Origin of the sequence: Burkholderia sp. WAC0059, from assembly GCF_002870125.1 — a bacterium.
GTDB lineage: Bacteria > Pseudomonadota > Gammaproteobacteria > Burkholderiales > Burkholderiaceae > Paraburkholderia.
The window spans coordinates 125037-147970 of the sequence record NZ_PNEO01000004.1 but is presented as its reverse complement, the minus strand read 5'-3'; the positions used below and the strand labels follow the sequence as shown (position 1 = coordinate 147970).

Annotated in this window: 23 protein-coding genes and 1 other RNA gene; 15 read left to right on the top strand and 9 right to left on the bottom strand. The window is 67.9% G+C overall.

Features of this window, described 5'->3' with window-relative positions; genetic code table 11:
- Complete coding sequence (eda, locus tag CY652_RS05850; protein ID WP_102129760.1) at positions 1–642, top strand: bifunctional 4-hydroxy-2-oxoglutarate aldolase/2-dehydro-3-deoxy-phosphogluconate aldolase; 642 nt, start codon at positions 1–3, stop codon at positions 640–642.
- 85 nt (positions 643–727) lie between these two features.
- Positions 728–1225: a gluconokinase gene (locus CY652_RS05845; protein ID WP_102129759.1), complete on the top strand. Its 498-nt coding sequence runs from the start codon at positions 728–730 to the stop codon at positions 1223–1225.
- Positions 1226–1303: 78 nt separating this feature from the next.
- On the opposite strand, the gene purB is transcribed toward CY652_RS05845, so the two are convergent.
- Complete coding sequence (gene purB, locus CY652_RS05840; RefSeq protein ID WP_102129758.1) at positions 1304–2692, bottom strand: adenylosuccinate lyase; 1389 nt, start codon at positions 2690–2692, stop codon at positions 1304–1306.
- Positions 2693–2826: 134 nt separating this feature from the next.
- Here purB and CY652_RS05835 point away from each other — a divergent pair, with 134 nt between their 5' ends.
- From CY652_RS05835 to CY652_RS05820, 4 genes are all read left to right on the top strand, one after another.
- A complete protein-coding gene (locus CY652_RS05835; protein ID WP_102129757.1) occupies positions 2827–3816 on the top strand; it encodes a LysR family transcriptional regulator in 990 nt (329 codons plus the stop codon).
- 173 nt (positions 3817–3989) lie between these two features.
- The gene (locus tag CY652_RS05830; protein WP_102129756.1) at positions 3990–5291 is read left to right on the top strand and encodes a Glu/Leu/Phe/Val family dehydrogenase; all 1302 of its coding nucleotides are present in this window, start codon (positions 3990–3992) and stop codon (positions 5289–5291) included.
- A gap of 227 nt (positions 5292–5518) precedes the next feature.
- A complete protein-coding gene (locus CY652_RS05825; RefSeq protein WP_102129755.1) occupies positions 5519–6433 on the top strand; it encodes a glutamate/aspartate ABC transporter substrate-binding protein in 915 nt (304 codons plus the stop codon).
- Between the two features lie 113 nt (positions 6434–6546).
- A complete protein-coding gene (locus CY652_RS05820) occupies positions 6547–7272 on the top strand; it encodes an amino acid ABC transporter ATP-binding protein (RefSeq protein WP_102129754.1) in 726 nt (241 codons plus the stop codon).
- Between the two features lie 52 nt (positions 7273–7324).
- Here the strand turns inward: CY652_RS05820 and CY652_RS05815 are convergent, their stop codons facing one another.
- Positions 7325–8254, bottom strand: a complete 930-nt coding sequence (locus CY652_RS05815; protein ID WP_102129753.1) for a class II glutamine amidotransferase — start codon at positions 8252–8254, stop codon at positions 7325–7327.
- A 292-nt stretch (positions 8255–8546) separates the two neighbouring features.
- Between CY652_RS05815 and pyrC the strand changes: the two genes are divergently transcribed.
- The 3 genes from pyrC (at position 8547) to rnpB (ending at position 10952) form a co-directional block, all read left to right on the top strand.
- Positions 8547–9605 (top strand): dihydroorotase, encoded by a 1059-nt coding sequence (pyrC, locus tag CY652_RS05810; protein ID WP_102129752.1) that lies wholly within the window; start codon positions 8547–8549, stop codon positions 9603–9605.
- Positions 9606–9640: 35 nt separating this feature from the next.
- Positions 9641–10525, top strand: a complete 885-nt coding sequence (locus tag CY652_RS05805; protein WP_102129751.1) for a DUF3025 domain-containing protein — start codon at positions 9641–9643, stop codon at positions 10523–10525.
- Positions 10526–10538: 13 nt separating this feature from the next.
- Positions 10539–10952, top strand: an RNA gene (gene rnpB / locus CY652_RS05800) — RNase P RNA component class A.
- Positions 10953–11033: 81 nt separating this feature from the next.
- Here the strand turns inward: rnpB and CY652_RS05795 are convergent.
- Positions 11034–11456, bottom strand: coding sequence for an OsmC family protein (locus CY652_RS05795; RefSeq protein WP_102129750.1), 423 nt, complete (start codon positions 11454–11456; stop codon positions 11034–11036).
- 689 nt (positions 11457–12145) lie between these two features.
- Between CY652_RS05795 and rplM the strand changes: the two genes are divergently transcribed.
- The 3 genes from rplM to erpA all read left to right on the top strand — a co-directional run bounded on the left by rplM (position 12146) and on the right by erpA (position 13543).
- Entirely contained in the window at positions 12146–12574 is a 429-nt protein-coding gene (gene rplM / locus CY652_RS05790) for a 50S ribosomal protein L13 (RefSeq protein ID WP_102129749.1), read from the top strand.
- A gap of 11 nt (positions 12575–12585) precedes the next feature.
- Positions 12586–12978, top strand: coding sequence for a 30S ribosomal protein S9 (rpsI, locus tag CY652_RS05785; RefSeq protein ID WP_102129748.1), 393 nt, complete (start codon positions 12586–12588; stop codon positions 12976–12978).
- Positions 12979–13177: 199 nt separating this feature from the next.
- Positions 13178–13543 carry an iron-sulfur cluster insertion protein ErpA gene (gene erpA / locus CY652_RS05780; RefSeq protein WP_102129747.1) on the top strand — a complete coding sequence of 122 codons (366 nt, stop codon included), beginning with the start codon at positions 13178–13180 and terminating at the stop codon, positions 13541–13543.
- A 101-nt stretch (positions 13544–13644) separates the two neighbouring features.
- On the opposite strand, the gene CY652_RS05775 is transcribed toward erpA, so the two are convergent.
- Positions 13645–14802, bottom strand: coding sequence for an anhydro-N-acetylmuramic acid kinase (locus CY652_RS05775; RefSeq protein ID WP_308410374.1), 1158 nt, complete (start codon positions 14800–14802; stop codon positions 13645–13647).
- 166 nt (positions 14803–14968) lie between these two features.
- Between CY652_RS05775 and tyrS the strand changes: the two genes are divergently transcribed.
- The 3 genes from tyrS to CY652_RS05760 all read left to right on the top strand — a co-directional run bounded on the left by tyrS (position 14969) and on the right by CY652_RS05760 (position 17485).
- A complete protein-coding gene (tyrS, locus tag CY652_RS05770; RefSeq protein WP_102129746.1) occupies positions 14969–16225 on the top strand; it encodes a tyrosine--tRNA ligase in 1257 nt (418 codons plus the stop codon).
- A gap of 28 nt (positions 16226–16253) precedes the next feature.
- The gene (gene dtd, locus CY652_RS05765) at positions 16254–16724 is read left to right on the top strand and encodes a D-aminoacyl-tRNA deacylase (RefSeq protein WP_102129745.1); all 471 of its coding nucleotides are present in this window, start codon (positions 16254–16256) and stop codon (positions 16722–16724) included.
- Between the two features lie 83 nt (positions 16725–16807).
- Positions 16808–17485: a histidine phosphatase family protein gene (locus CY652_RS05760; RefSeq protein WP_102129744.1), complete on the top strand. Its 678-nt coding sequence runs from the start codon at positions 16808–16810 to the stop codon at positions 17483–17485.
- Positions 17486–17550: 65 nt separating this feature from the next.
- Here the strand turns inward: CY652_RS05760 and CY652_RS05755 are convergent, their stop codons facing one another.
- The 5 genes from CY652_RS05755 to purH all read right to left on the bottom strand — a co-directional run bounded on the left by CY652_RS05755 (position 17551) and on the right by purH (position 22906).
- Positions 17551–18573, bottom strand: coding sequence for an oxygenase MpaB family protein (locus CY652_RS05755; RefSeq protein WP_102129743.1), 1023 nt, complete (start codon positions 18571–18573; stop codon positions 17551–17553).
- Between the two features lie 23 nt (positions 18574–18596).
- Complete coding sequence (gene ruvB, locus CY652_RS05750) at positions 18597–19664, bottom strand: Holliday junction branch migration DNA helicase RuvB (RefSeq protein ID WP_102129742.1); 1068 nt, start codon at positions 19662–19664, stop codon at positions 18597–18599.
- Positions 19665–19871: 207 nt separating this feature from the next.
- Positions 19872–20453: a Holliday junction branch migration protein RuvA gene (ruvA, locus tag CY652_RS05745; protein ID WP_102129741.1), complete on the bottom strand. Its 582-nt coding sequence runs from the start codon at positions 20451–20453 to the stop codon at positions 19872–19874.
- A 65-nt stretch (positions 20454–20518) separates the two neighbouring features.
- Positions 20519–21061 (bottom strand): crossover junction endodeoxyribonuclease RuvC, encoded by a 543-nt coding sequence (ruvC, locus tag CY652_RS05740; RefSeq protein ID WP_102129740.1) that lies wholly within the window; start codon positions 21059–21061, stop codon positions 20519–20521.
- 279 nt (positions 21062–21340) lie between these two features.
- The gene (purH, locus tag CY652_RS05735) at positions 21341–22906 is read right to left on the bottom strand and encodes a bifunctional phosphoribosylaminoimidazolecarboxamide formyltransferase/IMP cyclohydrolase (protein ID WP_102129739.1); all 1566 of its coding nucleotides are present in this window, start codon (positions 22904–22906) and stop codon (positions 21341–21343) included.
- Positions 22907–22934: the final 28 nt, after the last annotated feature.

Here is a 22934-nt window from a genome sequence, read left to right as displayed (position 1 = left end):
ATGACAGCAACCACGGTCGCCGACATCGTCCGCCTCGGCCCGGTCATCCCGGTGCTCGCTTTCGAATCCGTCGAGCAGGGCGAACACGTCTCGCGCGCGCTGCTCGACGGCGGCGTGAAGGTGCTCGAAATCACGCTGCGCACCGGCGCCGGATTCGCGGCGATCGAACGCGCGGCGCAGCTCTCGCCCGACATCGTCGTCGGCGTGGGCACGATCACGAAGCCCGGGCAATGCGCGCTCGCGAAGAAGGCCGGCGCGCGCTTCGGCGTCTCGCCCGGCCTCACGAAGGACATCCACGCGGCCGCCCAGGATGCCGGCCTGCCGCTGCTGCCCGGCGTCATGACGCCGACCGACATCATCGTCGCGCTCGAACTCGGCTACGAGATCGTCAAGTTCTTCCCGGCGCAGCAGGCCGGCGGCGTGCCGATGCTGCAGGCGTTCCAGGGCCCGTTCCCGGCGCTCAAGTTCTGCCCGACGGGCGGCATCACGGCCGAATCCGCGCCGAACTTTCTTGCGCTGCCGAACGTGGTCTGCGTGGGCGGCTCCTGGCTCACGCCGAAGGCGGCGCTCGCCGCGCAGAACTGGGCCGAGGTGACGCGGCTCGCGCACGCGGCGCGCGAGCTGGCACGGCCCGTGCACTGACACGTTGCGTCCCGCCGTTTCCGGCCGGACGGGCTGCGCCCGTGCGTCGCCGGGGCGGCCTTATCAGCGACGCAAGGAGCAGCGGATGATTCTGATTGCAATGGGCGTGTCCGGCGCGGGCAAGACGCGCGTGGGCGAACTGCTGGCGCAGCGTCTGCACTGCAGCTTCACCGATGGCGACGCGTTCCACAGCGACGCCAACCGCGAGAAGATGCACCGCGGCATCGCGCTCACCGACGAGGACCGCTGGCCGTGGCTGCGGACCATTCGCGCGGCGATCGAGGAGAAGGAGCGGGCGGGAGAGACCGCCGTGTTCACCTGCTCGTCGCTCAGGCGCGCGTATCGCGACATCCTGCGCGGGACCGATCGCGACGTGCTGTTCGTCTATCTGAAGGGGACGTTCGAGGTGCTGCGCGAGCGGCTCTCGGCGCGCACCGGGCATTTCTTCGATCCGTCGCTGCTGCACAGCCAGCTCGACACGCTCGAGGAGCCGGGGCTGGACGAGGCGATCGCGGTGAGCATCGAGGCGACGCCCGAGCGGATCGTCGACGAGGTGATGGAGCGGCTGAAGACCCGCACATAACGAACGCGAACGAACGAAAAAAGCGCTCCTTCGGGAGCGCTTTTTTCAATTGGAACGGACGGAAAATGGCTGCGCGATTTACGCGATCCGCTTCGCCAGCTCCGCCGCCTTGCCGATGTACGAAGCCGGCGTCATCGCGAGCAGGCGCGCCTTCGCGTCGGCCGGAATGGCGAGACCGCCGATGAACGACTGCAGCGCCTCGCGCGTGATGCCCTTGCCGCGCGTGAGCTCCTTCAACTGCTCGTACGGATTCTCGATGCCGTAGCGGCGCATCACCGTCTGCACGGGTTCGGCGAGCACTTCCCACGTGTTGTCGAGGTCCTCGTTCAGACGCTGGGGGTTCACTTCGAGCTTGTCGAGGCCGCGGATCAGCGCGTCGTAGGCGAGCAGCGAGTAGCCGAACGCGACGCCGATATTGCGCAGCACGGTCGAGTCGGTCAGGTCGCGCTGCCAGCGCGACACCGGCAGCTTGTCGGCCAGATGGCGCAGCGTCGCGTTCGCGAGGCCGAGGTTGCCTTCCGAGTTCTCGAAGTCGATCGGATTGACCTTGTGCGGCATCGTCGACGAGCCGATCTCGCCGGCCTTCGTCCGCTGTTTGAAATAACCGATCGAGATGTAGCCCCACACGTCGCGGTCGAGATCGAGCAGGATCGTGTTGGCGCGCGCGACGGCGTCGAACAGCTCGGCCATGTAGTCGTGCGGCTCGATCTGGATCGTGTACGGGTTGAACGTCAGCTTCAGGCGCGTTTCGACGACGTTCTTCGAGAACGCCTCCCAGTCGAACTCGGGATACGCCGACAGGTGCGCGTTGAAGTTGCCGACCGCGCCGTTCATCTTGCCGAGCAGCTCGACCTTCTCGATGCGCGCGATCGCGCGCGCAAGGCGCGCCGCGACGTTGGCGATTTCCTTGCCGAGCGTCGTCGGGCTCGCGGGCTGGCCGTGCGTGCGCGAGAGCATCGGCTGGTCGGCCTGCGCGTGGGCGAGCGCGACGAGCCGCTGATGCACGGCGCGCAGCGCCGGCAGGATCACGTGTTCGCGCGTGCCGGCGAGCATCAGGCCGTGCGAGGTGTTGTTGATGTCTTCCGAGGTGCAGGCGAAGTGGATGAATTCGCTCGCGCGCTCCAGTTCGGGCTGGCCCTTCACCGACTCCTTGAGCCAGTATTCGACGGCCTTCACGTCGTGGTTCGTCACGCGCTCGATGTCCTTGATGCGCGCGGCGTCGTGCGCGGTGAAGCGCTCGGCGAGCTGCAGCAGGAAATGCTCCGAGTCCGCGGAGAAGCGCGGAATCTCGGCGAAGCCCGCGTGCGAGAGCGCGATCAGCCAGTGGATTTCGACGGTCACGCGGTGGCGCATGAACGCGGCTTCGGAGAGCCAGTCGCGCAGCGCCTCGGTTTTTGCGGCGTAGCGGCCGTCGAGCGGAGAGAGCGCGGTCAGCGCGTAGAGCGTATCGGGGCGGGTGTCGGACATGATCGGAGCGTAGCGCGTAACGGCTGGGGTTACGGTCGGAATGGGAAACGGCGGGAGTCCGCGATTTTATCACTGCGCGGGTTTCGGCCGCTCTAGAATGCGAGCGTCCTGTTACCGAAGGGGGTTCGCATCCGATGGAACTGAAATGGCTCGAAGACTTCGTGTCGCTCGCCGAAACGCACAGTTTCAGCCGTTCCGCCGAGCTGCGGCACGTCACCCAGCCGGCGTTTTCGCGCCGTATCCAGGCGCTGGAGGCGTGGCTTGGCACGGAACTGATCGACCGTTCGGTTTATCCGACGCGCCTTACCGCGTCGGGACAGGTGTTCTACGAGCAGGCGCTCGCGATGCTCTCGCAGGTCCACGAGGCCCGCACGCTGCTGCGCGGCCGCAGCGCGACGCCGGCCATGGCGATCGAGTTCGCCGTGCCCCACACGCTCTCGCTCACGTATTTTCCGCACTGGCTTCAGCGCGTCGAGGCGCAGCTCGGCCCGATCCGTACGCGGCTGCGCGCGCTGAACGTGCACGACGCCGTGCTCTCGCTCGTCGAGGGCGGCTGCGATCTCGTGATGGGCTACCACCACCCGAGCCATCCCGTCACGCTCGATCCGGCGCGCTACGACACGCTCACGCTCGGCGTCGAGTCGATCAGCCCCTGCTCGGCGCCGGCCCGCGCTGGCCGCGCGCGCTACACGCTGCCCGGCACGCCCGAGGCGCCGACGCCGTACCTCGCCTATGCGCCGAACGCGTATCTGGGCCGCATGACGGAGGTGATCGTCGCGAACGCGCCGGCGCGGCTTCATCTCGATCCGATCTACGAGACCGACATGGCCGAGGGCCTGAAGGCGATGGCGCTCGCCGGGCACGGCGTCGCGTTCCTGCCGCACAGCGCGGTGGAGGACGAGCTGGCCGACGGCAGCCTGATCCGGCTCGATCGCGCGACGCGCGGCGCGCCGGCGGGGCAGTTCACGCTCGACATGGAAATTCGCCTCTATCGGGACAAGCTGGCCGCGCAGGGCGACGAGCCGCGCAAGGCGCTGCTGCGCGGGGTCTGGGACGCCGTCTGCGCGGAGCTCGCGCGCGGCGGGGACGCCCCTGTGCGCGCGGCGGGCGATGCGCTAACCTGAGCGAGGCGCGGTCCGTCGCTTCGCTCGCGCCGTCGTTCCGGAGCCTGTCCGCGGTCCGGTTTCGCGTCGCGGACGTTATGCGCGAAAAACATAACGGAATGAACAAACGGCATTGGATTTCGCCGGAGCGTTTTTCGACAATTGCACCCACTCATCCGACCGCTGGAGCATCCATGTCTTCCCAAACGCAGTCCGTCTTGCCGTCGTCCCTGCCTTCCTATCTGCATAGCGACGATCTCGGCCCCTGGGGCAACTATCTTCGCCAGGTCGACCGGGTCGCGCCGTACCTCGGCTCGCTTTCGCGCTGGCTCGAAACGCTCAAGCGTCCGAAGCGCATCCTGATCGTCGACGTGCCGATCGAGCTCGACAACGGCGTTGTCGCGCATTTCGAGGGCTACCGCGTGCAGCACAACGTTTCGCGCGGCCCGGGCAAGGGCGGCGTGCGTTACCACCAGGACGTGACGCTCTCGGAAGTGATGGCGCTGTCGGCCTGGATGTCGGTGAAGAACGCCGCCGTGAACGTGCCGTACGGCGGCGCGAAGGGCGGCATCCGCGTCGATCCGCGCACGCTTTCGCGCGGCGAGCTCGAGCGCGTGACGCGCCGCTACACGAGCGAGATCGGCGTCATCATCGGGCCGAATACCGACATTCCCGCGCCGGACGTCAACACGAACGAGCAGATCATGGCGTGGATGATGGACACCTACTCGATGAACCAGGGGCAGACGGCCACCGGCGTCGTGACGGGCAAGCCGATCACGCTCGGCGGCTCGCTCGGCCGCCGCGAGGCGACGGGCCGCGGCGTGTTCGTGGTCGGTTGCGAAGCGGCGCGCCGCACGGGCCTCGCCATCGAGGGCGCGCGCGTCGCCGTGCAGGGCTTCGGCAACGTGGGCGGCATCGCGGCCCGCCTGTTCCACGAGGCGGGCGCGAAGCTCGTCGCGGTGCAGGACCACAGCGGCTCGCTCTACCGGTCGGGCGGCATCGACGCGGCCGCGCTGCTCGAGCACGTCGCGAAGACGGGCGGCGTGGGCGGTTTCGCCGGCGCCGATCCGATTGCGAACGATGAGTTCTGGACCGTCGAGACCGACATCCTGATTCCGGCCGCGCTCGAAAACCAGATCACCGAGCAGAACGCCCCGAAGATCCGCACGAAGATCGTCGTCGAAGGCGCGAACGGCCCGACCACGACCGCGGCCGACGACATCCTGCACGACAAGGGCGTGCTCGTGATTCCCGACGTCGTGGCCAACGCGGGCGGCGTGACCGTGTCGTACTTCGAATGGGTGCAGGACTTCTCGAGCTTCTTCTGGACCGAGAACGAGATCAACGAGCGGCTCGAGCGCGTGATGCGCGAAGCGTTCGCCGCGGTCTGGCAGGTGGCGAGCGAGCAGAAGGTGTCGATGCGCACCGCGGCGTTCATCGTGGCCTGCACGCGCATCCTGATGGCGCGCGAAATGCGCGGCCTGTACCCCTAAATCCTCGAAGCGGGCGGGGCGGGCCCCGGCCGACGACGCGTGCCGGGCCCCTTCAGCCCGGGAAACCTGGAAGCGGACGGCGCCGGTGCACGGCGCCGTCTTTTTTTGCGGCGTCCGTCTCCGGGCGTGCTGCGGCATGGCGCGGATACAACATTTCGCCGGCCCGGATTCTTTCCGGCCCGGGGCTTTAGTAAGCTTGGCGGCGGTTGCGGTCGAGGAGAAGGACGATGAGGGTAGGGCGGGCGCTGCTGGCGTGGGCCGTTTTCTGTGCGGCGGCGGCCGGCGCGCAGGGGCAGGAATCGGACACGCTGGCGAGGATTCGCGAGACGGGCGTGATCGCGCTCGGGTATCGGGAGGCGTCGATTCCGTTTTCGTACGACGACGGCAAGGGCGGCGTGATCGGCTATTCGCAGGACTTCGCGGCGCAGATCGTCGAAGCCGTGAAGCGCAGGCTGAACGCGCCGGACCTGAAGGTGGCGCTCACGCCGGTCACGCCGGAGAACCGCATGTCGCTCGTGCAGAACGGCACCGTCGATCTCGAATGCGGCTCGACGACCCACGACGCCGAGCGCGCCGAGGACGTCGCGTTTTCCTACTCGATCTTCGTGATCGGCACGCGTCTCATGACGCGGCGCGGCGCAGGCATCCGCGACTGGCGCGACCTGCGCGGCAAGACCGTCGTGACGACGGCGGGAACGACGTCGGAGCGGCTGCTGCGCGGGATGAACGAAACGCAGGACATGCACATGCGCATCATCAGCGCGAAGGATCACGACACCGCGTTTTTGGCATTGTCGACAGGCCGTGCCGTTGCGTTCATGATGGACGACGCGCTGCTGGCCGGCGAACGGGCGCGGTCGGGCCGTCCCGGCGACTTCGTGATCGTCGGCAAGCCGCGCTCGCGCGAGGCCTACGGCTGCATGATGCGCAAGGACGACCCCGGATTCCGGCAGGTGGTCAACGACGCGATCGCGAAGGTCGAGACCTCGGGCGAGGCCGAGCGGATCTACCGGAAGTGGTTTCTCTCGCCGATTCCGCCCAACGGGCTGAACCTGAATTTTCCGGAAAGCGATGATGTGAAAGCGTTGTACCGCAATCCGAACGACCGGGTGATCGCCCCGCTGTCGGACTGGATGGACTGAATGTCCTGCCGGCACGAAAGCCGTCGGGATGGTAGTGTTCGCAGGGGCCGGCCGCCCGCGGTGCACGTTGCAGCGGCGGCTCTCGTGAAAGGTCTTCAGAAAAAGGTCGCAAGATGATTTCGATCAGGAACGTTTCGAAGTGGTACGGCCAGTTCCAGGTGCTGGCCGACTGCTCGACCGAAGTGCAGAAGGGCGAGGTGGTCGTGGTCTGCGGACCGTCGGGCTCGGGCAAGTCCACGCTCATCAAGACGGTGAACGGCCTCGAGCCGTTCCAGCAGGGCGAGATTCTCGTCAACGGCGAATCGGTGGGCGACCGCCGCACCAACCTCTCGACGCTGCGCTCGAAGGTCGGCATGGTGTTCCAGCATTTCGAGCTGTTTCCGCATCTGTCGATCACGGAGAATCTGACGCTTGCGCAGACGAAGGTGCTCGGCCGCACGAAGGAGGAAGCCGCCGACAAGGGGCTGCGGCTGCTCGATCGCGTCGGCCTGCGCGCGCACGCGGACAAGTTTCCGGGCCAGCTTTCGGGCGGTCAGCAGCAGCGCGTTGCGATCGCGCGCGCATTGTCGATGGACCCGATCGCGATGCTGTTCGACGAGCCGACCTCGGCGCTCGACCCGGAGATGATCAACGAGGTGCTCGACGTGATGGTCGAACTCGCGCAGGAAGGCATGACGATGATGTGCGTGACCCACGAGATGGGTTTCGCGAAGAAGGTCGCGCACCGCGTGATCTTCATGGACCAGGGCCTCATCGTCGAGGACGACCGCAAGGAAGACTTCTTCGCTCATCCGAAGTCGGACCGCGCGAAGGACTTTCTCGCGAAGATCCTGCACTGAGGAACGCGGGTCCGGGCGGCTCGCCTCTGCCTTGGGCCCGTCCCGCGCCCGCCTACGATTGCACGGCGGCCCGGTCGTCGCTTGCTTCGAGGTCGAGGGCTTCGGCCTCGATTCGGGCGGTTTCGGCGGTTTCGGGACGGACGGCCGAGGCCGAAGCGTCCGTCGACGGGTCGCGCAGCTTCTCGAGCACCCGCTCCGGCACGGGCACGCTCGCCTGTGCGATGACCTCGCCGTGCTGGAACATCAGCAGATCGCCGGGCGCGAAACGCGTCCACACTTCGTTGTCGGTCAGCGGCTGCGTCGCGATGACGGCGACGCGATCCTCTGGCGTCGTGTACTTCGCGAAGTCGATCGACACGTCCGCGTCGACCAGATGCGCCGTCGAGAACGGCCAGCGGCGCACGAGGTAGTACAGGTGCGTCGAGCAGTGCGCGAACAGCGCCTGGCCGTTCGACATCAGGAAATTGAACACGCCGAACTGCGTGATCTCGCGCGTGAGCGAGGCGAGCGTGTCGAACAGTTCGGCGAGCGGCGGCTGCGCGCCCGGAAACGCCTTGCGCAGGCCCTGCAGCAGCAGGCAGAAAGCGAGCTCGCTGTCGGTGTTGCCGACGTTCTGGTAGACGCCCGAGAGCACGGGGTTGAAGTCCTGCAGGTCGCCGTTGTGCGCGAAGATCCAGTGGCGGCCCCAGAGTTCGCGCTGGAACGGGTGGCAGTTCTCGAGCAGGATATGGCCCTGCGTCGCCTTGCGGATGTGGGCGATCGTGTTGCGCGACTTGATCGGGTAGCGCTTCAGCATCTCGGCGAGCGGCGAGCGCGACGACGCCTCGTGGTCGATGAACAGGCGGCAGGCCTTGTCCTCGAAGAACGCGATGCCCCAGCCGTCTGCGTGATGGTCGGTGACGCCGCCGCGCGCCGCGAAGCCCGTGAAGGAGAACGTGACGTCCGTCGGCGCGGCGCAGTTCATTCCGAGAAGTTGGCACATGGTGCGAAGGGCGGGGCGAAGCGCGGGAATGACCCGGTACAATGGCGATTTCCAAGCATATCACCGAGCCCCGAGCGGCCAATAACGAAATTTGTCGGATGCTTTGCAGGCGTGGCGTTAGCGGGCTGTTGAGGCTTTCTGCCGGTTTCGCCGTGGCGTGCGCGCCACGGCCCCGCGGTTCCACGGTTCGGGAAGCGTCGGCGCACCGCTTCGGTGCGCGGGATAGAGAGCCTGCCATGCCCGATCGTCCGCTTTTCGTCGTCCGGCCGCCCATCGCCGCGCCACTTTCGCCATGAACGCTTCTTCCGCTCCCGCTACCCTCACGCTGACCCGCCCCGACGACTGGCACCTGCACGTGCGCGACGGCGCGATGCTGGCCGCCGTGCTGCCCCACACCGCGCGCCAGTTCGGCCGCGCGATCATCATGCCGAACCTGAAGCCGCCCGTCACGACGACCGACATGGCCGCCGCCTATCGCGGACGGATTCTGGCCGCGCTGCCGGCCGGCGCGCGCTTCGAGCCGCTCATGACGCTCTACCTGACCGACAACACGCCGCCCGACGAAATTCGCCGCGCGCGTGAAAGCGGCTTCGTGCACGGCGTGAAGCTCTATCCGGCCGGGGCCACGACCAATTCGGACGCCGGCGTGACCGACCTGCGCAAGTGCGCGAAGGCACTGGAGGCCATGCAGGAGACCGGCATGCCGCTGCTCGTGCACGGCGAGGTCACGGACCCCGACATCGACCTGTTCGATCGCGAGAAGGTCTTCATCGACCGCGTGATGACGCCGCTGCGCCGCGACTTTCCCGCGCTGAAGGTCGTGTTCGAGCACATCACGACGAAGGACGCCGTCGACTACATCCGGGCCGACCGCGCGCAGCCGGGGCTGCTCGGCGCGACGATCACGGCGCACCACCTGCTCTACAACCGCAACGCGATTTTTCAGGGCGGCGTGCGGCCTCATTACTACTGTCTGCCCGTGCTCAAGCGCGAGACGCATCGCGTCGCGCTCGTCGAGGCGGCGACATCGGGCGATCCGCGCTTTTTCCTCGGCACCGACAGCGCGCCGCATCCGAAGGGACTCAAGGAGCATGCGTGCGGCTGCGCGGGGTGCTACACGGCGCTGCACGCGCTCGAGCTCTATGCCGAGGCGTTCGAGAAGGCCGGCGCGCTGGACCGGCTGGAAGGCTTCGCGAGCTTTTTCGGCGCCGATTTCTACGGCCTGCCGCGCAGCGCCGAGCGCGTGACGCTGCAGCACGATACGTGGACGCTGCCGGCCGAGGTGTCGGCGGGCGACACGCCGGTCGTGCCGCTGCGCGGCGGCGAGCCGATCGGCTGGCGTCTCGTCTGAGCATCGTGCCGGGGCCATACGGTCGGCCGGAACGCATGGACGCCACGCCGTCGCCCGCCCGCGGCAAACGGCAGGCTATTTCGCCTGTGGATTTCGCGGGCATCGACTGGGGCCGGCCGTGGTTCGCGCCGTTCGGCGAGCGCGGCCGGCGCTGGCAGCGGGCCGCGCTCACGGGCCATACACATCTGCTCGACGCACTGAACGCCGATGCGCGCGCGTCGGGCCAGGTTACGGGGCGGGGCCGTCCGCTCGCGTTCATCGCGCAGGAGGCCCTGCCGCCGGGCTCGGCCTACGAGGTGCACATCGCGGCTACCGGCTGCGTGCCGACGCGGCACAATCTCCACGATTTCTTCAATGCGCTCGTCTGGTTCGCGTTTCCGCGCATCAAGGACGTGCTGAACGCGCGGCAGTCGGCGGCCATCGACGCGCTCGGCATCGGCCCGACGCGCGGCAGGTTGCGCGACGCGCTGACGCTCTTCGACGAGAACGCCGTGCTGTTCGCCTGCTCCGACGCGTCGCTCGCGCGAGCCTTACGCGATTTCGATTGGGGCGCGCTGTTCGTCGCCGGGCGCGCCGCATGGGGGACGCGCTGCGAGGTGCGCGGCTTCGGCCACGCGCTGCTCGAAAAGCTGATGGCGCCGTTCAAGGCCTGTACGGCGCATGCGTGGGTGGTCGAGGTGCCGCCGGACTATTTCTCCTGGCCCCAGGCCGATCGCGACGCGTGGCTCGACGCGGCCGTTTCCGCCGCACTGCTCGAACAGGACGCATTGAGCGGGTGTCGTTTCGCGCCGCTGCCCGTGCTCGGCATTCCCGGCTGGTGGCCGCAGAACGAGGCCGGGGCGTTTTACGACGATCCGGCCGTTTTTCGCGCGGGACGGCGCGTTCGCGAGGCAGACGAGGGCCGCGGCCCCGCGTGTTAAGATCGCCACTCGCAAAGCGGGCCAGGCAGTCGCGGCCCCGGCGGCTTCGGCCAACGGGGGCGAGGAAAGTCCGGACTCCACAGGGCAGGGTGATGGCTAACGGCCATCCGTGGCGACACGCGGAACAGGGCAACAGAAAGCAAACCGCCGATGGCCCGGCTTCGGTCGGGATCAGGCAAGGGTGAAACGGTGCGGTAAGAGCGCACCGCGGCTGCGGCGACGCAGACCGGCACGGTAACCTCCACCCGGAGCAATTCCAAGTAGGCAGGCGCGCATCTTCGCGATGCAGGACGGGGCCCCCGTTTCGTCTGCGGGTAGGAAGCTTGAGCGCGTCAGCAATGGCGCGCCTAGAGGAATGGCTGCCACGCGTCGCGCGCTGCAAGGCGCGCGGCGTGCACAGAATCCGGCTTATCGGCCCGCTTTGCCGTTCGTATCCATGCAAAAAGCCGGCGCGGTTTCACACCGCGCCGGCTTTTTCTTTGGTTTGCCTCCGGCCTGCCGTCAGGTGTCAGGCGGCGACGATCTCGAACGAATGCGTGAGCTCGGCCGTCTTCGCGAGCATGATCGACGCCGAGCAGTACTTGTCGTGCGAGAGGTTGACGGCCCGCTCGACGGTGGCCGGATTCAGGTTTTTGCCCGTCACGGTGAAGTGGAAGTGGATCTTCGTGAACACCTTCGGATCTTCGCTCGCGCGGTCGGCCTTCAGCGTGACCGAGCAGTCGCTGATCTCCTGGCGGCTCTTCTTCAGGATCATGACGACGTCGTAGGCCGTGCAGCCTCCGGTGCCGAGCAGCACCATTTCCATCGGGCGCGGCGCAAGGTTGCGGCCGCCGCCTTCGGGCGCGCCGTCCATGGCGACCAGATGACCGCTGCCCGTTTCGGCGGCGAACGCCATGCCATCCTGCCCCATCCAGCTCACCTTGCATTCCATGCGTATTCCCCAGCGAATGTCCTGTTTTCGAGACTGCATTGTAGCCTTCATCATCCTGCTGGTATGTCCGGGGTCCGCTCGAGGGAACTTCTTGTTGCGACCGGGCGCATGTTGCGGCGCGCCATGTGCTGCAGAGGAATGATTGACCCGGCGAATTCAACAGGGTTGGTCCCGGGCGGCAGGGCGGGGCGGCTATCGGGGCGCCCAGCGGGGCATTTCTTGAAGACTTTATCCGGGACCACGCGGCGGCCTCCCGATTTTGGGAATTTCATATCGTGAATTTTCATTTCGCTATGCAAATTCTCTTGCGGCGCACAAGCCCGGGGCCTATAATCCGTTTCATCGGTGGGGCCGGGTTTCCCGGTCTGGACACCTCAGCATGTCTCCTCCACCCTCCTCCAAAGGTGGATTAAGCCCGAGCAGGCAAGCCCGCTCGGGCTTTTTTTCATCCCCCCGCTTTTTGTCTTCGCTTCTCGTCCCCGTTTTCGCTCCAATTTCACCCTTCTCCAGCCGGCCCGTTGCGCAGGCTTTGACCAGCCCGGCGTTTTCCTTTATAATTCAGGGCTTTTTCCGCACCATGCCCGCGGAAGAAGAACAGGGAGAGCCTGCGCTGCGCCGCTTCTTTCGGAGTCGAGCGCTTTTAACAAGCAGGAAAAAAAGAAGGGCACAGCATATTTTTTGGATCGATCATGAAGACGTTTTCCGCAAAAGCCCACGAGGTGGCGCGTGAATGGTACGTGATTGACGCGACGGATAAGGTTCTCGGCCGTGTCGCCAGCGAAGTGGCACGCCGTCTGCGCGGCAAGCACAAGCCCGAGTTCACCCCGCACGTCGACACCGGTGATTTCATCATCGTCATCAACGCCGGCAAGCTCAAGGTCACGGGCAACAAGACGACCGACAAGAAGTACTACCGTCACTCGGGCTACCCGGGCGGCATCTACGAAACGACGTTCGGCAAGATGCAGGAACGCTTCCCGGGCCGCGCGCTCGAGAAGGCGGTCAAGGGCATGCTGCCGAAGGGCCCGCTCGGCTACGCGATGATCAAGAAGCTGAAGGTCTACGCCGAAGCAACGCATCCGCATTCGGCGCAACAGCCGAAGGCGCTCGAGATCTAAGGGGAGCCCACATGATCGGTAACTGGAATTACGGCACGGGCCGCCGCAAGAGCGCCGTCGCCCGCGTCTTCATCAAGGCCGGCAAGGGCGACATCGTCGTCAACGGCAAGCCCATCGCCGACTACTTCTCGCGCGAAACCTCGCTGATGATCGTGCGCCAGCCGCTCGAACTCACGAACCACGCCAGCACGTTCGACATCAAGGTCAACGTGACGGGCGGCGGCGAAACGGGTCAGGCCGGTGCGGTTCGCCACGGCATCACCCGCGCGCTGATGGACTACGACGCGACGCTCAAGCCGGCGCTTTCGCACGCCGGTTTCGTGACGCGCGACGCGCGCGAAGTGGAACGGAAGAAGGTCGGTTTCCACAAGGCACGCCGCCGCAAGCAGTTCTCGAAGCGTTAAGCGCCTTTCGCGTCCGCCCCGGCTTGCCGGCGCGGCGCGATACGTCGCGAAAGCCGCCCCGCGTTTGCGCACGGGCGGCTTTTTTCGTCATGGGGCCGGACGAGTCGCCCGCGGAGAACCCCCTGGCTCAGTGGGCCTAAAGCACGATCGCGGGATCAGTCCTACAATACTGGCTGAAAGCCCTTTTGGAGAAGTTCGAATGAACGCTGTCACCGACACCCCCGTGACCGAAATGCCGGGCCCCTTCGTTTTCACCGACGCGGCGGCCGACAAGGTCAAGCAACTGATCGACGAAGAAGGCAATCCCGACCTGAAGCTGCGCGTGTTCGTGCAGGGCGGCGGCTGCTCGGGCTTCCAGTACGGCTTCACGTTCGACGAGACGACCAACGAGGACGACACCGTGATGAACAAGAACGGCGTCGAGCTGCTGATCGACTCGATGAGCTACCAGTACCTCGTCGGCGCCGAGATCGACTACAAGGACGACCTGAACGGCGCCCAGTTCGTCATCAAGAACCCGAACGCGACGACGACCTGCGGCTGCGGCTCGTCGTTCTCGGTCTGACGGGACACGTCCGCCGGAAGAAACGGGGCCAGCGGCCCCGTTTTTCGTCGATGGTGCGGCTTTCCTCCTGATTGTCTGCGCAAAGGGCGCCGCGAGCGGCGTCAGCGCGGGTAGATCGCGCCCAGCACCCGTTCGCCGGCCGCGCCCGTCACGTCGGCCAGATTGCCGGGCTGGCGCGCGACGCAGCGCATCGCGAGCCACGCGAACGCCAGCGCTTCCACCTGATGCGGCGGCACGCCGAGCGCCCCCGTCGTCATGACGGGCACGCCCTTCTGGCCTCCGGCCGCCAGCGCATACTGAAGCGCCTTCATCATCACCGGGTTGCGCGCGCCGCCGCCGCAGACGTAGACGGCCCCGCAATCCGGCGCATGGCGCCCGATTTCGCGCGCGACCGTGACGGCCGTCAGCTCGACCAGCGTCGCCTGCACGTCGGCCGGCGCCAGCGTCTCGAATCCCTTCAGCTTCGCGTCGAGCCAATCCGCGTTGAACAGGTCGCGTCCGGTGCTTTTCGGTGGCGTTTGCGTGAAGAACGGCTCGTCGAGCAGCGCGTCCAGCAGTGCCGGATTCGGCCGCCCGCTCGCGGCGAACTGGCCGTGCTCGTCGAACGGCTTGCCGAGATGGCGAACCGACCAGAGGTCCGTCAGCGCGTTGGCCGGCCCGCAGTCGAAGCCGCGCACGCCGCCCACGGCTGCGAGAATCGTAATGTTGCTGATACCGCCCAGATTGCAGACCACGCGCGTCTCGTCCGGCGCGCCGAACACGGTCGCGTGGAACGCCGGCACGAGCGGCGCGCCCTGGCCGCCCGCGGCGACGTCGCGGCTGCGAAAGTCGGTGACGACGTCGAGGTGCGTGAGTTCGGCCAGCAGCGCCGGATTGTGGATCTGCCGCGTATAGCCCTTCTCGGGCCGGTGCCGGATGGTCTGTCCGTGCACGCCGACGGCGAGCACGTCCTCGGCGGAAAGCTTGCCGGCGCGCAGCAGTTCGTGGCAGCAGACGGCGTAGCGGGCCGCGAGCGCGTTGCCGGCCAGCGCCTCGCGCTCTACCTCGTTCTCGCCGGGTTGTTGCAGGGCGAAGAGCGCCTCGCGCAGGCTGTCGGGAAAATGCACGAACGCCTCGGCGAACACCGCCGGCGGTTTGCCTTCGACGAACTGCACGGCCACGCCGTCCACGCCGTCCATGCTCGTGCCGGACATCAGTCCGAGATACACGCCGTTGGCGGCGTGAACGGGCCCTTCGTTTTCGGTGTTTCGTGACGCCACGTCGCCGTTCCTCCTCGATGTTCGTTCCGATTATCGGCGCAATGGCGTCCGGACGTAAAATGCCGGCGCGTTGCGAGGCGGCGTTGACCCGCCGCCGGCAAAGCTCGGCGCGGCGGGGCGAATCACGTAAAATCGCGGTCTGACCTGAATATCACGACCCTCCCGCATGAGCACCGAGTCCCCTTCCCAGGCTTCCCAGGCTGCGAACGCCTATCCCGTCACCGACGCCGTCCGTCACGCGCTCGCCGTCGCGAAGCGCGGCGCGGACGAATTGCTGATCGAGGACGAGTTTCTGCACAAGCTCGCCCGCAGCGCGGCGACGGGCAAGCCGCTGCGCATCAAGCTCGGTCTCGACCCGACCGCGCCCGACATCCACATCGGGCACACGGTCGTGCTCAACAAGATGCGCCAGTTGCAGGATCTCGGCCACACGGTGATCTTCCTGATCGGCGACTTCACGTCGCTGATCGGCGACCCGTCGGGCCGCAACGCGACGCGTCCGCCGCTCACGCGCGAGCAGATCGAATCGAACGCGAAGACCTATTTCGAGCAGGCCGCGCTCGTGCTCGATCGCGAGAAGACCGAGATCCGCTACAACAGCGAATGGTCGATGCCGCTCGGCGCGGACGGCATGATCAAGCTCGCCTCGCGCTACACGGTGGCGCGGATGCTCGAACGAGACGACTTCACGAAGCGCTTCCAGGGCGGCGTGCCGATCTCGATCCACGAATTCCTCTACCCGCTGATGCAGGGCTACGACTCGGTTGCGCTGAGCGCCGACCTCGAACTCGGCGGCACGGACCAGAAGTTCAACCTGCTCGTCGGCCGCGAGCTGCAGAAGCAGTACGGCCAGGAGCAGCAGTGCATCCTGACGATGCCGCTGCTCGAAGGGCTCGACGGCGTCGAGAAGATGTCGAAGTCCAAGCACAACTACGTGGGCATCGGCGAGAAGCCGAACGACATGTTCGGCAAGCTGATGAGCATCTCCGACACGCTGATGTGGCGTTACTTCGAACTGCTGTCGTTCCGCCCGATGGACGAGATCGCGGGCTTCAGGCGCGAAGCGGAAGCGGGCCGCAACCCGCGCGACTTCAAGGTGAGGCTCGCGCAGGAGATCGTCGCGCGGTTCCATTCGCAGGCCGACGCCGAACGCGCGCTCGAGGACTTCGACCACCGCGCGAAAGGCGGCGTGCCCGACGACATTCCGTCGGTGACGCTCGCGGGCGCGCCGCTCGCGATCGGCCAGTTGCTCAAGCAGGCGGGCCTCGCGCCGTCGACGAGCGAGGCGCTGCGCAACGTCGAGCAGGGCGGCGTGAAGATCGACGGCGCGACCGTGTCCGACAAGGGGCTCAAGGTCGAGGCGGGCGAGTACGTCGTGCAGGTCGGCAAGCGCCGCTTCGCGCGCGTGACGCTCGGCGCATGACGGCGACGTCGGACTCGACGGTGCGCCCGTGATCGCGCTGATCCAGCGGGTGCGCCGCGCGGAAGTGCGCGTGACCGGGGGCGGCGGCGAGCGCGTGACGGGCGCGATCGGCGCGGGTCTGCTCGCGCTCGTCTGTGCCGAACGCGGCGACACCGGGGCGATTGCCGACCGGCTGCTCGCGAAGGTGCTCGGCTATCGCGTGTTCAGCGACGCGGCGGGCAAGATGAACCTGCCGGTGCAGAACATCGACGGCGCGGGCACGGCGGGCGGCCTGCTGCTCGTGTCGCAATTCACGCTCGCGGCCGATACGGCAAGCGGCCTGCGCCCGAGCTTCACGCCGGCCGCGCCGCCCGACGAGGGGCGAAGGCTGTTCGACTACTTCGTCGCGGCGGCCCGCGCGAAGCATCCCGTCGTCGAGACCGGCGAGTTCGGCGCCGACATGCAGGTCTCGCTCGTCAACGACGGCCCCGTCACGTTCTGGCTCCAGGCGCGGAGCTGAAAGCGGCGCGCGGCGCCTTTGCGGCGCCGCTTTTGCGACAATGGCGGTTCCATCCACGGAACGGCGGCCCGCGCCGCACGCTCATGACGACCCAGATCCTGTTCATCCGCCATGGCGAAACCGCCTGGAACCGTCTCAAGCGCATTCAGGGACACCTCGACATTCCGCTTTCGCCGAGCGGCGAAGAGCAGGCGCGGCAGCTCGCGAGCCGGCTGGCCGGCGAGGCCGCGCGCGGCGCGCGGCTCGACGCGATCTGGTCGAGCGATCTCGGGCGCGCGCGGCAGACCGCGCAGCCGACGGCGCAGGCGCTCGGCCTGCTGCCGCTGCGGCTATCGGAGGGACTGCGCGAGCGCCTGTACGGCGCGTTCCAGGGGCATGACGACAAGGAAGTCGCCGCGCGTTTTCCCGACGGTTTCGCGCGCTGGCAGGCGCGCGAAGCGGATTTCGCGCCGCCCGCGGGCGAATCGCTGCGCGCGTTCTATCAGCGCGTGGTGCAGGCAGCGCAGACGATCGTCGCGGCTCATCGGGGACAGCGGATCGCCTGCTTCACGCACGGCGGCGTGCTCGACTGCCTCTATCGCTTCGCGCGCGGGCTGGCGCTCGAAACGCCGCGCGACTACCCGTTGCTGAATGCCAGCATCAACGCGATCGATTTCGAGGACTCGGGGCAGGCGCGCATCGTCTCGTGGGCCGACATCGGCCACCTCGACGGCGCGAGCGACGACGACGGCTTCAGTCGGGCGCCCGCGTCCGGGCGCTGACCGGTAGCGCGGCGTCGGTCGTCATGCGGGGGATCGGCGCGGCAGGATGATTCGCGCCGTTCGCGTCATTCGCGCGTGGCGCCTGGCGTATCGGACAGATCCGCCATGTCGGCCGGGCCGGCAGCGCGCCGGGTATGGGCCGCGTCGACGCCGCCGCCGGCCAGCGCCCGGCGGCGCGCGCGCTTCGATACGCCGTTGACGAGCGCCCAGCGCAGCACGGGCGCGACCGTCCGGATGCCGGGCTGCACGAGCAGGTGCCGCACGCCGGCGAAACGCCCGAACCCCAGCATCCGCTGCGCCCAGGGCGGCAACAGGTCGATGGCCGCGTGGCGCATCAGCATGCCGGCCGGCCGCAGCGAGGCGCGCGGCGCCGGCACGTTCATCAGGATGCGCACGACTTCTCGCGTGCGGTCGCTCGCCACGAGTTCCGGCTGCATGGCGAGCAGATAGGTTTCGATCTGTCGGCACGAGGTCGGCGCATCGGGCGCGCCGAGCATGCGCGCGATGCGCGCCGTCTCCTCGTAATACCGGTCCTGCGCCGCGCCCGGCAGGGACGGGTTCACGTAACGCAGATACGCGGTCAGAAAGCTCGACACCTCGGCGACGTGCACCCAGGTCAGCAGTGCCGGATCGCTCGCGCGATAGGGCCGGCCGTCCGGCGCCGTGCCCGTCACGCCGAGATGAATCTGTTTCACGCGCTCGATCAGCGCGAGCGCATCGGCGCGGCTGCCGTAGGTCGTGCCGGCGATGAACGTCGCGGTCCGGCGCAGGCGGCCGAGAATGTCGGTGCGAAAGGTCGAGTGGTCCCAGACGCCGGCCAGCGCGAGCGGGTGCAGCGCCTGCAGCAGCAGCGCGCTGATGCCGCCCGCCATCATCGAGGTGAAGTCGGCGTGCACTTTCCAGCAGACGGCCTCGGGGCCGAACAGGCCGGGGTCGCCCGGCGGCGACGAGTAGTCGAGGCGCGGACCGCTGCCCGTCGTCAGATGCGTGACGCTGTCGGCGAGCGTCATGCGCAGCCGATGCGCGATCTGCTGGGCGAGTCCGTCCGGCTCGGGGGCGTCGTGGCGGCGGCCGGGATGCTCGGACATCGGCGTGGCGCGCGGTTCGCGGTTCAGGACGCGTCCGCGTCCCAGAGGCCGCGCCCGGCGGCAGGCTGGGCGTCCGGCGCGGCAAGGCCGAAATGGCGGTAGGTGAGCAGCGTCGCGACGCGTCCGCGCGGCGTGCGCTGCAGATAGCCCTGCTGGATCAGGTACGGTTCGAGCACGTCCTCGATCGTGTCGCGCTCCTCGCCGATCGCGGCGGCGAGGTTGTCGACGCCGACCGGGCCGCCGTCGAACTTGAGCAGGATCGCCTCGAGCAGCTTGCGGTCCATCAGATCGAAGCCGACCGGATCGACGTCGAGCATCTTGAGCGCGGCGTCCGCGACGCGCGCGGTGATGTTGCCGTCGGCCTTTACCTCGGCGAAGTCGCGCACGCGGCGCAGCAGGCGGTTCGCGATACGCGGCGTGCCGCGCGAGCGCCGCGCGATTTCGAGCGCGCCGTCCGGATGGATCTGCGCGCCGAGCAGCGACGCCGAGCGGCGTACGATGCGCGCGAGCTCCTCGGCCGTGTAGAACTCGAGGCGCGCGACGATGCCGAAGCGGTCGCGCAACGGGTTGGTCAGCATGCCCGCGCGCGTGGTCGCGCCGACGAGCGTGAACGGCTGGAGGTCGAGCTTCACGCTGCGCGCGGCCGGCCCTTCGCCGATCATGATGTCGATCTGGTAGTCCTCGAGCGCCGGATACAGGATTTCCTCGACGACGGGCGAGAGCCGGTGGATTTCGTCGATGAACAGCACGTCGTTCGGTTCGAGGTTCGTGAGCAGCGCCGCGAGGTCGCCCGCGCGTTCGAGCACCGGCCCCGAGGTCTGCCGCAGGTTGACCCCCATTTCTCGCGCGATGATGTGCGCGAGCGTGGTCTTGCCGAGGCCGGGCGGCCCGAACAGCAGCACGTGGTCGAGCGGCTCGGCGCGCCGCTTCGCCGCCTCGATGAAGATTTCGAGCTGGCCGCGCACCTTTTCTTGGCCGACGTATTCGTCGAGCTGGCGGGGGCGCAGCGCGCGCTCGAACGCTTCCTCGTTCGGCGAGGCCGGCGTGGGGGCGATCACGCGATCGGCGGCGAGTTTGTCGGTTTCGATCATCCCTCGGGGATTCCCTCTGGTTACGCGACGATTGTACCTCGCCGTCCTTTTCCGGCGTGCCGGGATTCGGTGCGTGTTCCCTGCGGGGCGAACCGGGCGGCGAGCGCCGCGGCGCTACCGGGGCGGACTGCCGGTCTCCGGGCGGGTAGCGGCTCTGCGCGCGACGGGTCCGTCATGAACCCGCTATGCGCCGCCGGTAGCCGGTCGTCAGGCCTTCGACAGCACCTTCAGCGCCTGCTTGATGCCCTCGGACACGCCCGTGCCGGCCGGCACGTTCTTGATCGCGGCCAGCGCCTCCTTCTCCGAGTAGCCGAGCGCGAGCAGCGCGTTGAGGATGTCGGTGGCGTGGTCCGACGCCGACACGGCGCCTGCCATCGCGCCGAGGTCGGCGCCGAGCTTGCCCTTCAGTTCGAGCAGCAGCCGCTCGGCGGTTTTCTTGCCGATGCCGGGCACGCGCGTGAGGCGCGCCGCATCTTGCAGCGTGACCGCCTGCGAGAGGTCGTGCACGCTCATGCCCGAGAGTACCGCGAGCGCCATGCGCGCGCCGATGCCGCTGATCTTCAGCAGCTCGCGGAACGTCGTGCGCTCCTGCGCCGTGCCGAAGCCGTAGAGCAGGTGCGCGTCCTCGCGCACGATCATCTGCGTGAGCAGCACGACCTTCTCGCCCGTGGCGGGCAGGTTGTAGAACGTGCTCATCGGCACGTCGACCTCGTAGCCGATGCCGTGGCAGTCGACGAGCAGGTGGGGCGGGTTCTTTTCCAGCAGGACGCCGGCGATGCGACCGATCATGGCGGGTTCAGTGAGGGGAAAGCGCGAGTGTAGCGCAGCGCGACGACGGAGCCCCGCGCCGGCCCTCAGCCGACGAGGCGCCCGCGTCGCACGCGCAGGCCTTTCTTCGCGAGCGCGGGCGCGATGCCGCCGAGCGTCGCGAGCGTGTCGCCGCTGTGCGCGTGGCAGATCGCCATGCCGAGCGCGTCGGCTGCGTCGGTGCCCGGCGTGCCCTGGAGGTTCAGGAGGCGCACGACCATCTGCTGCATCTGTTCCTTGGTCGCGCGGCCGTAGCCGACCACGGCCTGCTTCAGTTGCAGCGCCGTGTACTCCGCGACCGGCACGCCGCCCGCGACGAGGCTACAGATCGCCGCGCCGCGCGCCTGGCCGAGCAGCAGCGTCGATTGCGGATTGACGTTGACGAAGACTTTTTCGATGGCCGACTGGTCGGGCGCGTGCTGGCGGATCAGCGTCGAGATGCCCTCGAAAATGATGCCGAGCCGGGCTGGCAGATCGGCGTCGGCGGTCCGGATGACGCCGCTCGCGACGTAGCTGAGCTGATGGCCGTGGCGCTCGATGACCCCGAAGCCGGTCACGCGCAGGCCGGGGTCGATGCCGAGAATTCTCATGGAGTCCGGGGGGGGCGGGAGTTGCCTGCGATGGTACAACGAACGGCGAGGGAAGCGGGGAGTGCCGTTGATTGGCGATCGGCCGAGCCGATGACCCGGCGGAAAAACGAATCGGCCATCTCCCGGCCTGGCCCAACTTCCCGGCAATGGAGCGAATGAAGTGGCCAGAAAAAAAGCCTGCCCCGAAATAAGCGGGGCAGGCTTTTTCGCGTGAGCGTATGCCGGTTCGCGCGAGGACGGGGCCGGGCGGGCGGCGCGCGCCGCCGCGCCCCCGGCGCCTCAATGCCGGAAGTGCCTGATGCCCGTCACGACCATCGCGATGTTGTGCTCGTCGGCGGCCGCGATCACCTCGTCGTCGCGCACCGAGCCGCCCGGCTGGATCACACAGGTCGCGCCGGCCGCGACCACGACGTCGAGGCCGTCGCGGAACGGGAAGAACGCGTCCGAGGCGACGGCCGAGCTCGCCAGCGTGAGCCCTGCGTTCTGCGCCTTGATGCTTGCGATCCGCGCCGAGTCGACGCGGCTCATCTGCCCCGCGCCGACGCCGAGCGTCATGCCGTTCGCGCAGAACACGATCGCGTTCGACTTCACGAACTTCGCGACGCGCCAGGCGAACAGCAGGTCGGCCATTTCCTTCGGCGTCGGGTGGCGCTTCGTCACGACGCGCAGCTCGTGCGGCTGCACGTTCTTCGCGTCGAGCGACTGCACGAGCAGGCCGCCGCCCACGCGCTTGAAGTCGTGCGCGTTCGCGCCCGCGCCCAGCGGGATTTCGAGCAGGCGCACGTTCTGCTTCGCGGCGAACACGCCCTTGGCCGCTTCCGAGAACGACGGCGCGATCAGCACCTCGACGAACTGCTTCGAGACGGCCTGAGCCGCGGCTTCGTCCACCTCGCGGTTGAACGCGATGATGCCGCCGAACGCCGAGGTCGGGTCGGTCTGGAACGCCTTCGCGTAGGCGTCGTGCGCGTCGCCGGCGACGGCCACGCCGCACGGGTTCGCGTGCTTGACGATGACGCAGGCCGGCTCGTCGAACGTCTTCACGCATTCCCAGGCCGCGTCGGAGTCGGCGATGTTGTTGTACGAGAGTGCCTTGCCCTGGAGCTGGCGGTAGTTCGCGAGCGCGCCGGCCGGCACGGCGAGGTCGCGGTAGAACGCGGCGCTCTGGTGCGGGTTCTCGCCGTAGCGCAGGTCCTGCACCTTGTCGAACGCGAGGTTCAGCACGGCCGGATACGCGTTGCGCGACTTGTGCTGAAGCTCCCCGGTGAGGCTCGTCAGATAGTTCGTGATCGCGCCGTCGTACTGCGCGGTGTGCGCGAACACCTTGGTCGCGAGGCGGAAGTTCGTCGCGTAGCCGACCGCGTTGCCGTTCGCGCGCATTTCTTCCAGTACGACGGCGTAGTCGGCCGGATCGACGATCACGGTCACGTCGCGGTGGTTCTTCGCCGCCGAGCGCAGCATGGTCGGGCCGCCGATGTCGATGTTCTCGATCGCGTCCTCGAGCGTGCACTCGTCCTTCGAGACGGTCTGCACGAACGGATAGAGGTTCACGACGAGCAGGTCGATGGTCGGGATGTCGTGCTTCTCGAGCGCGGCCATGTGCTCGGGCAGGTCGCGGCGCGCGAGGATGCCGCCGTGCACCTTCGGATGCAGCGTTTTCACGCGTCCGTCGAGCATTTCCGGAAAGCCCGTGTAGTCGGCCACCTCGGTGACGGGAAGGCCGGCGTCCGCGAGCAGTTTCGCGGTGCCGCCGGTCGACAGGATCCGCACGCCGAGCGCCGAGAGCGACTTCGCGAAATCGACGATGCCCGACTTGTCGGAAACGGAGATGAGCGCTTGCTTGATCATGATGGGAACGGTAAGGCCGGTGGGGTCG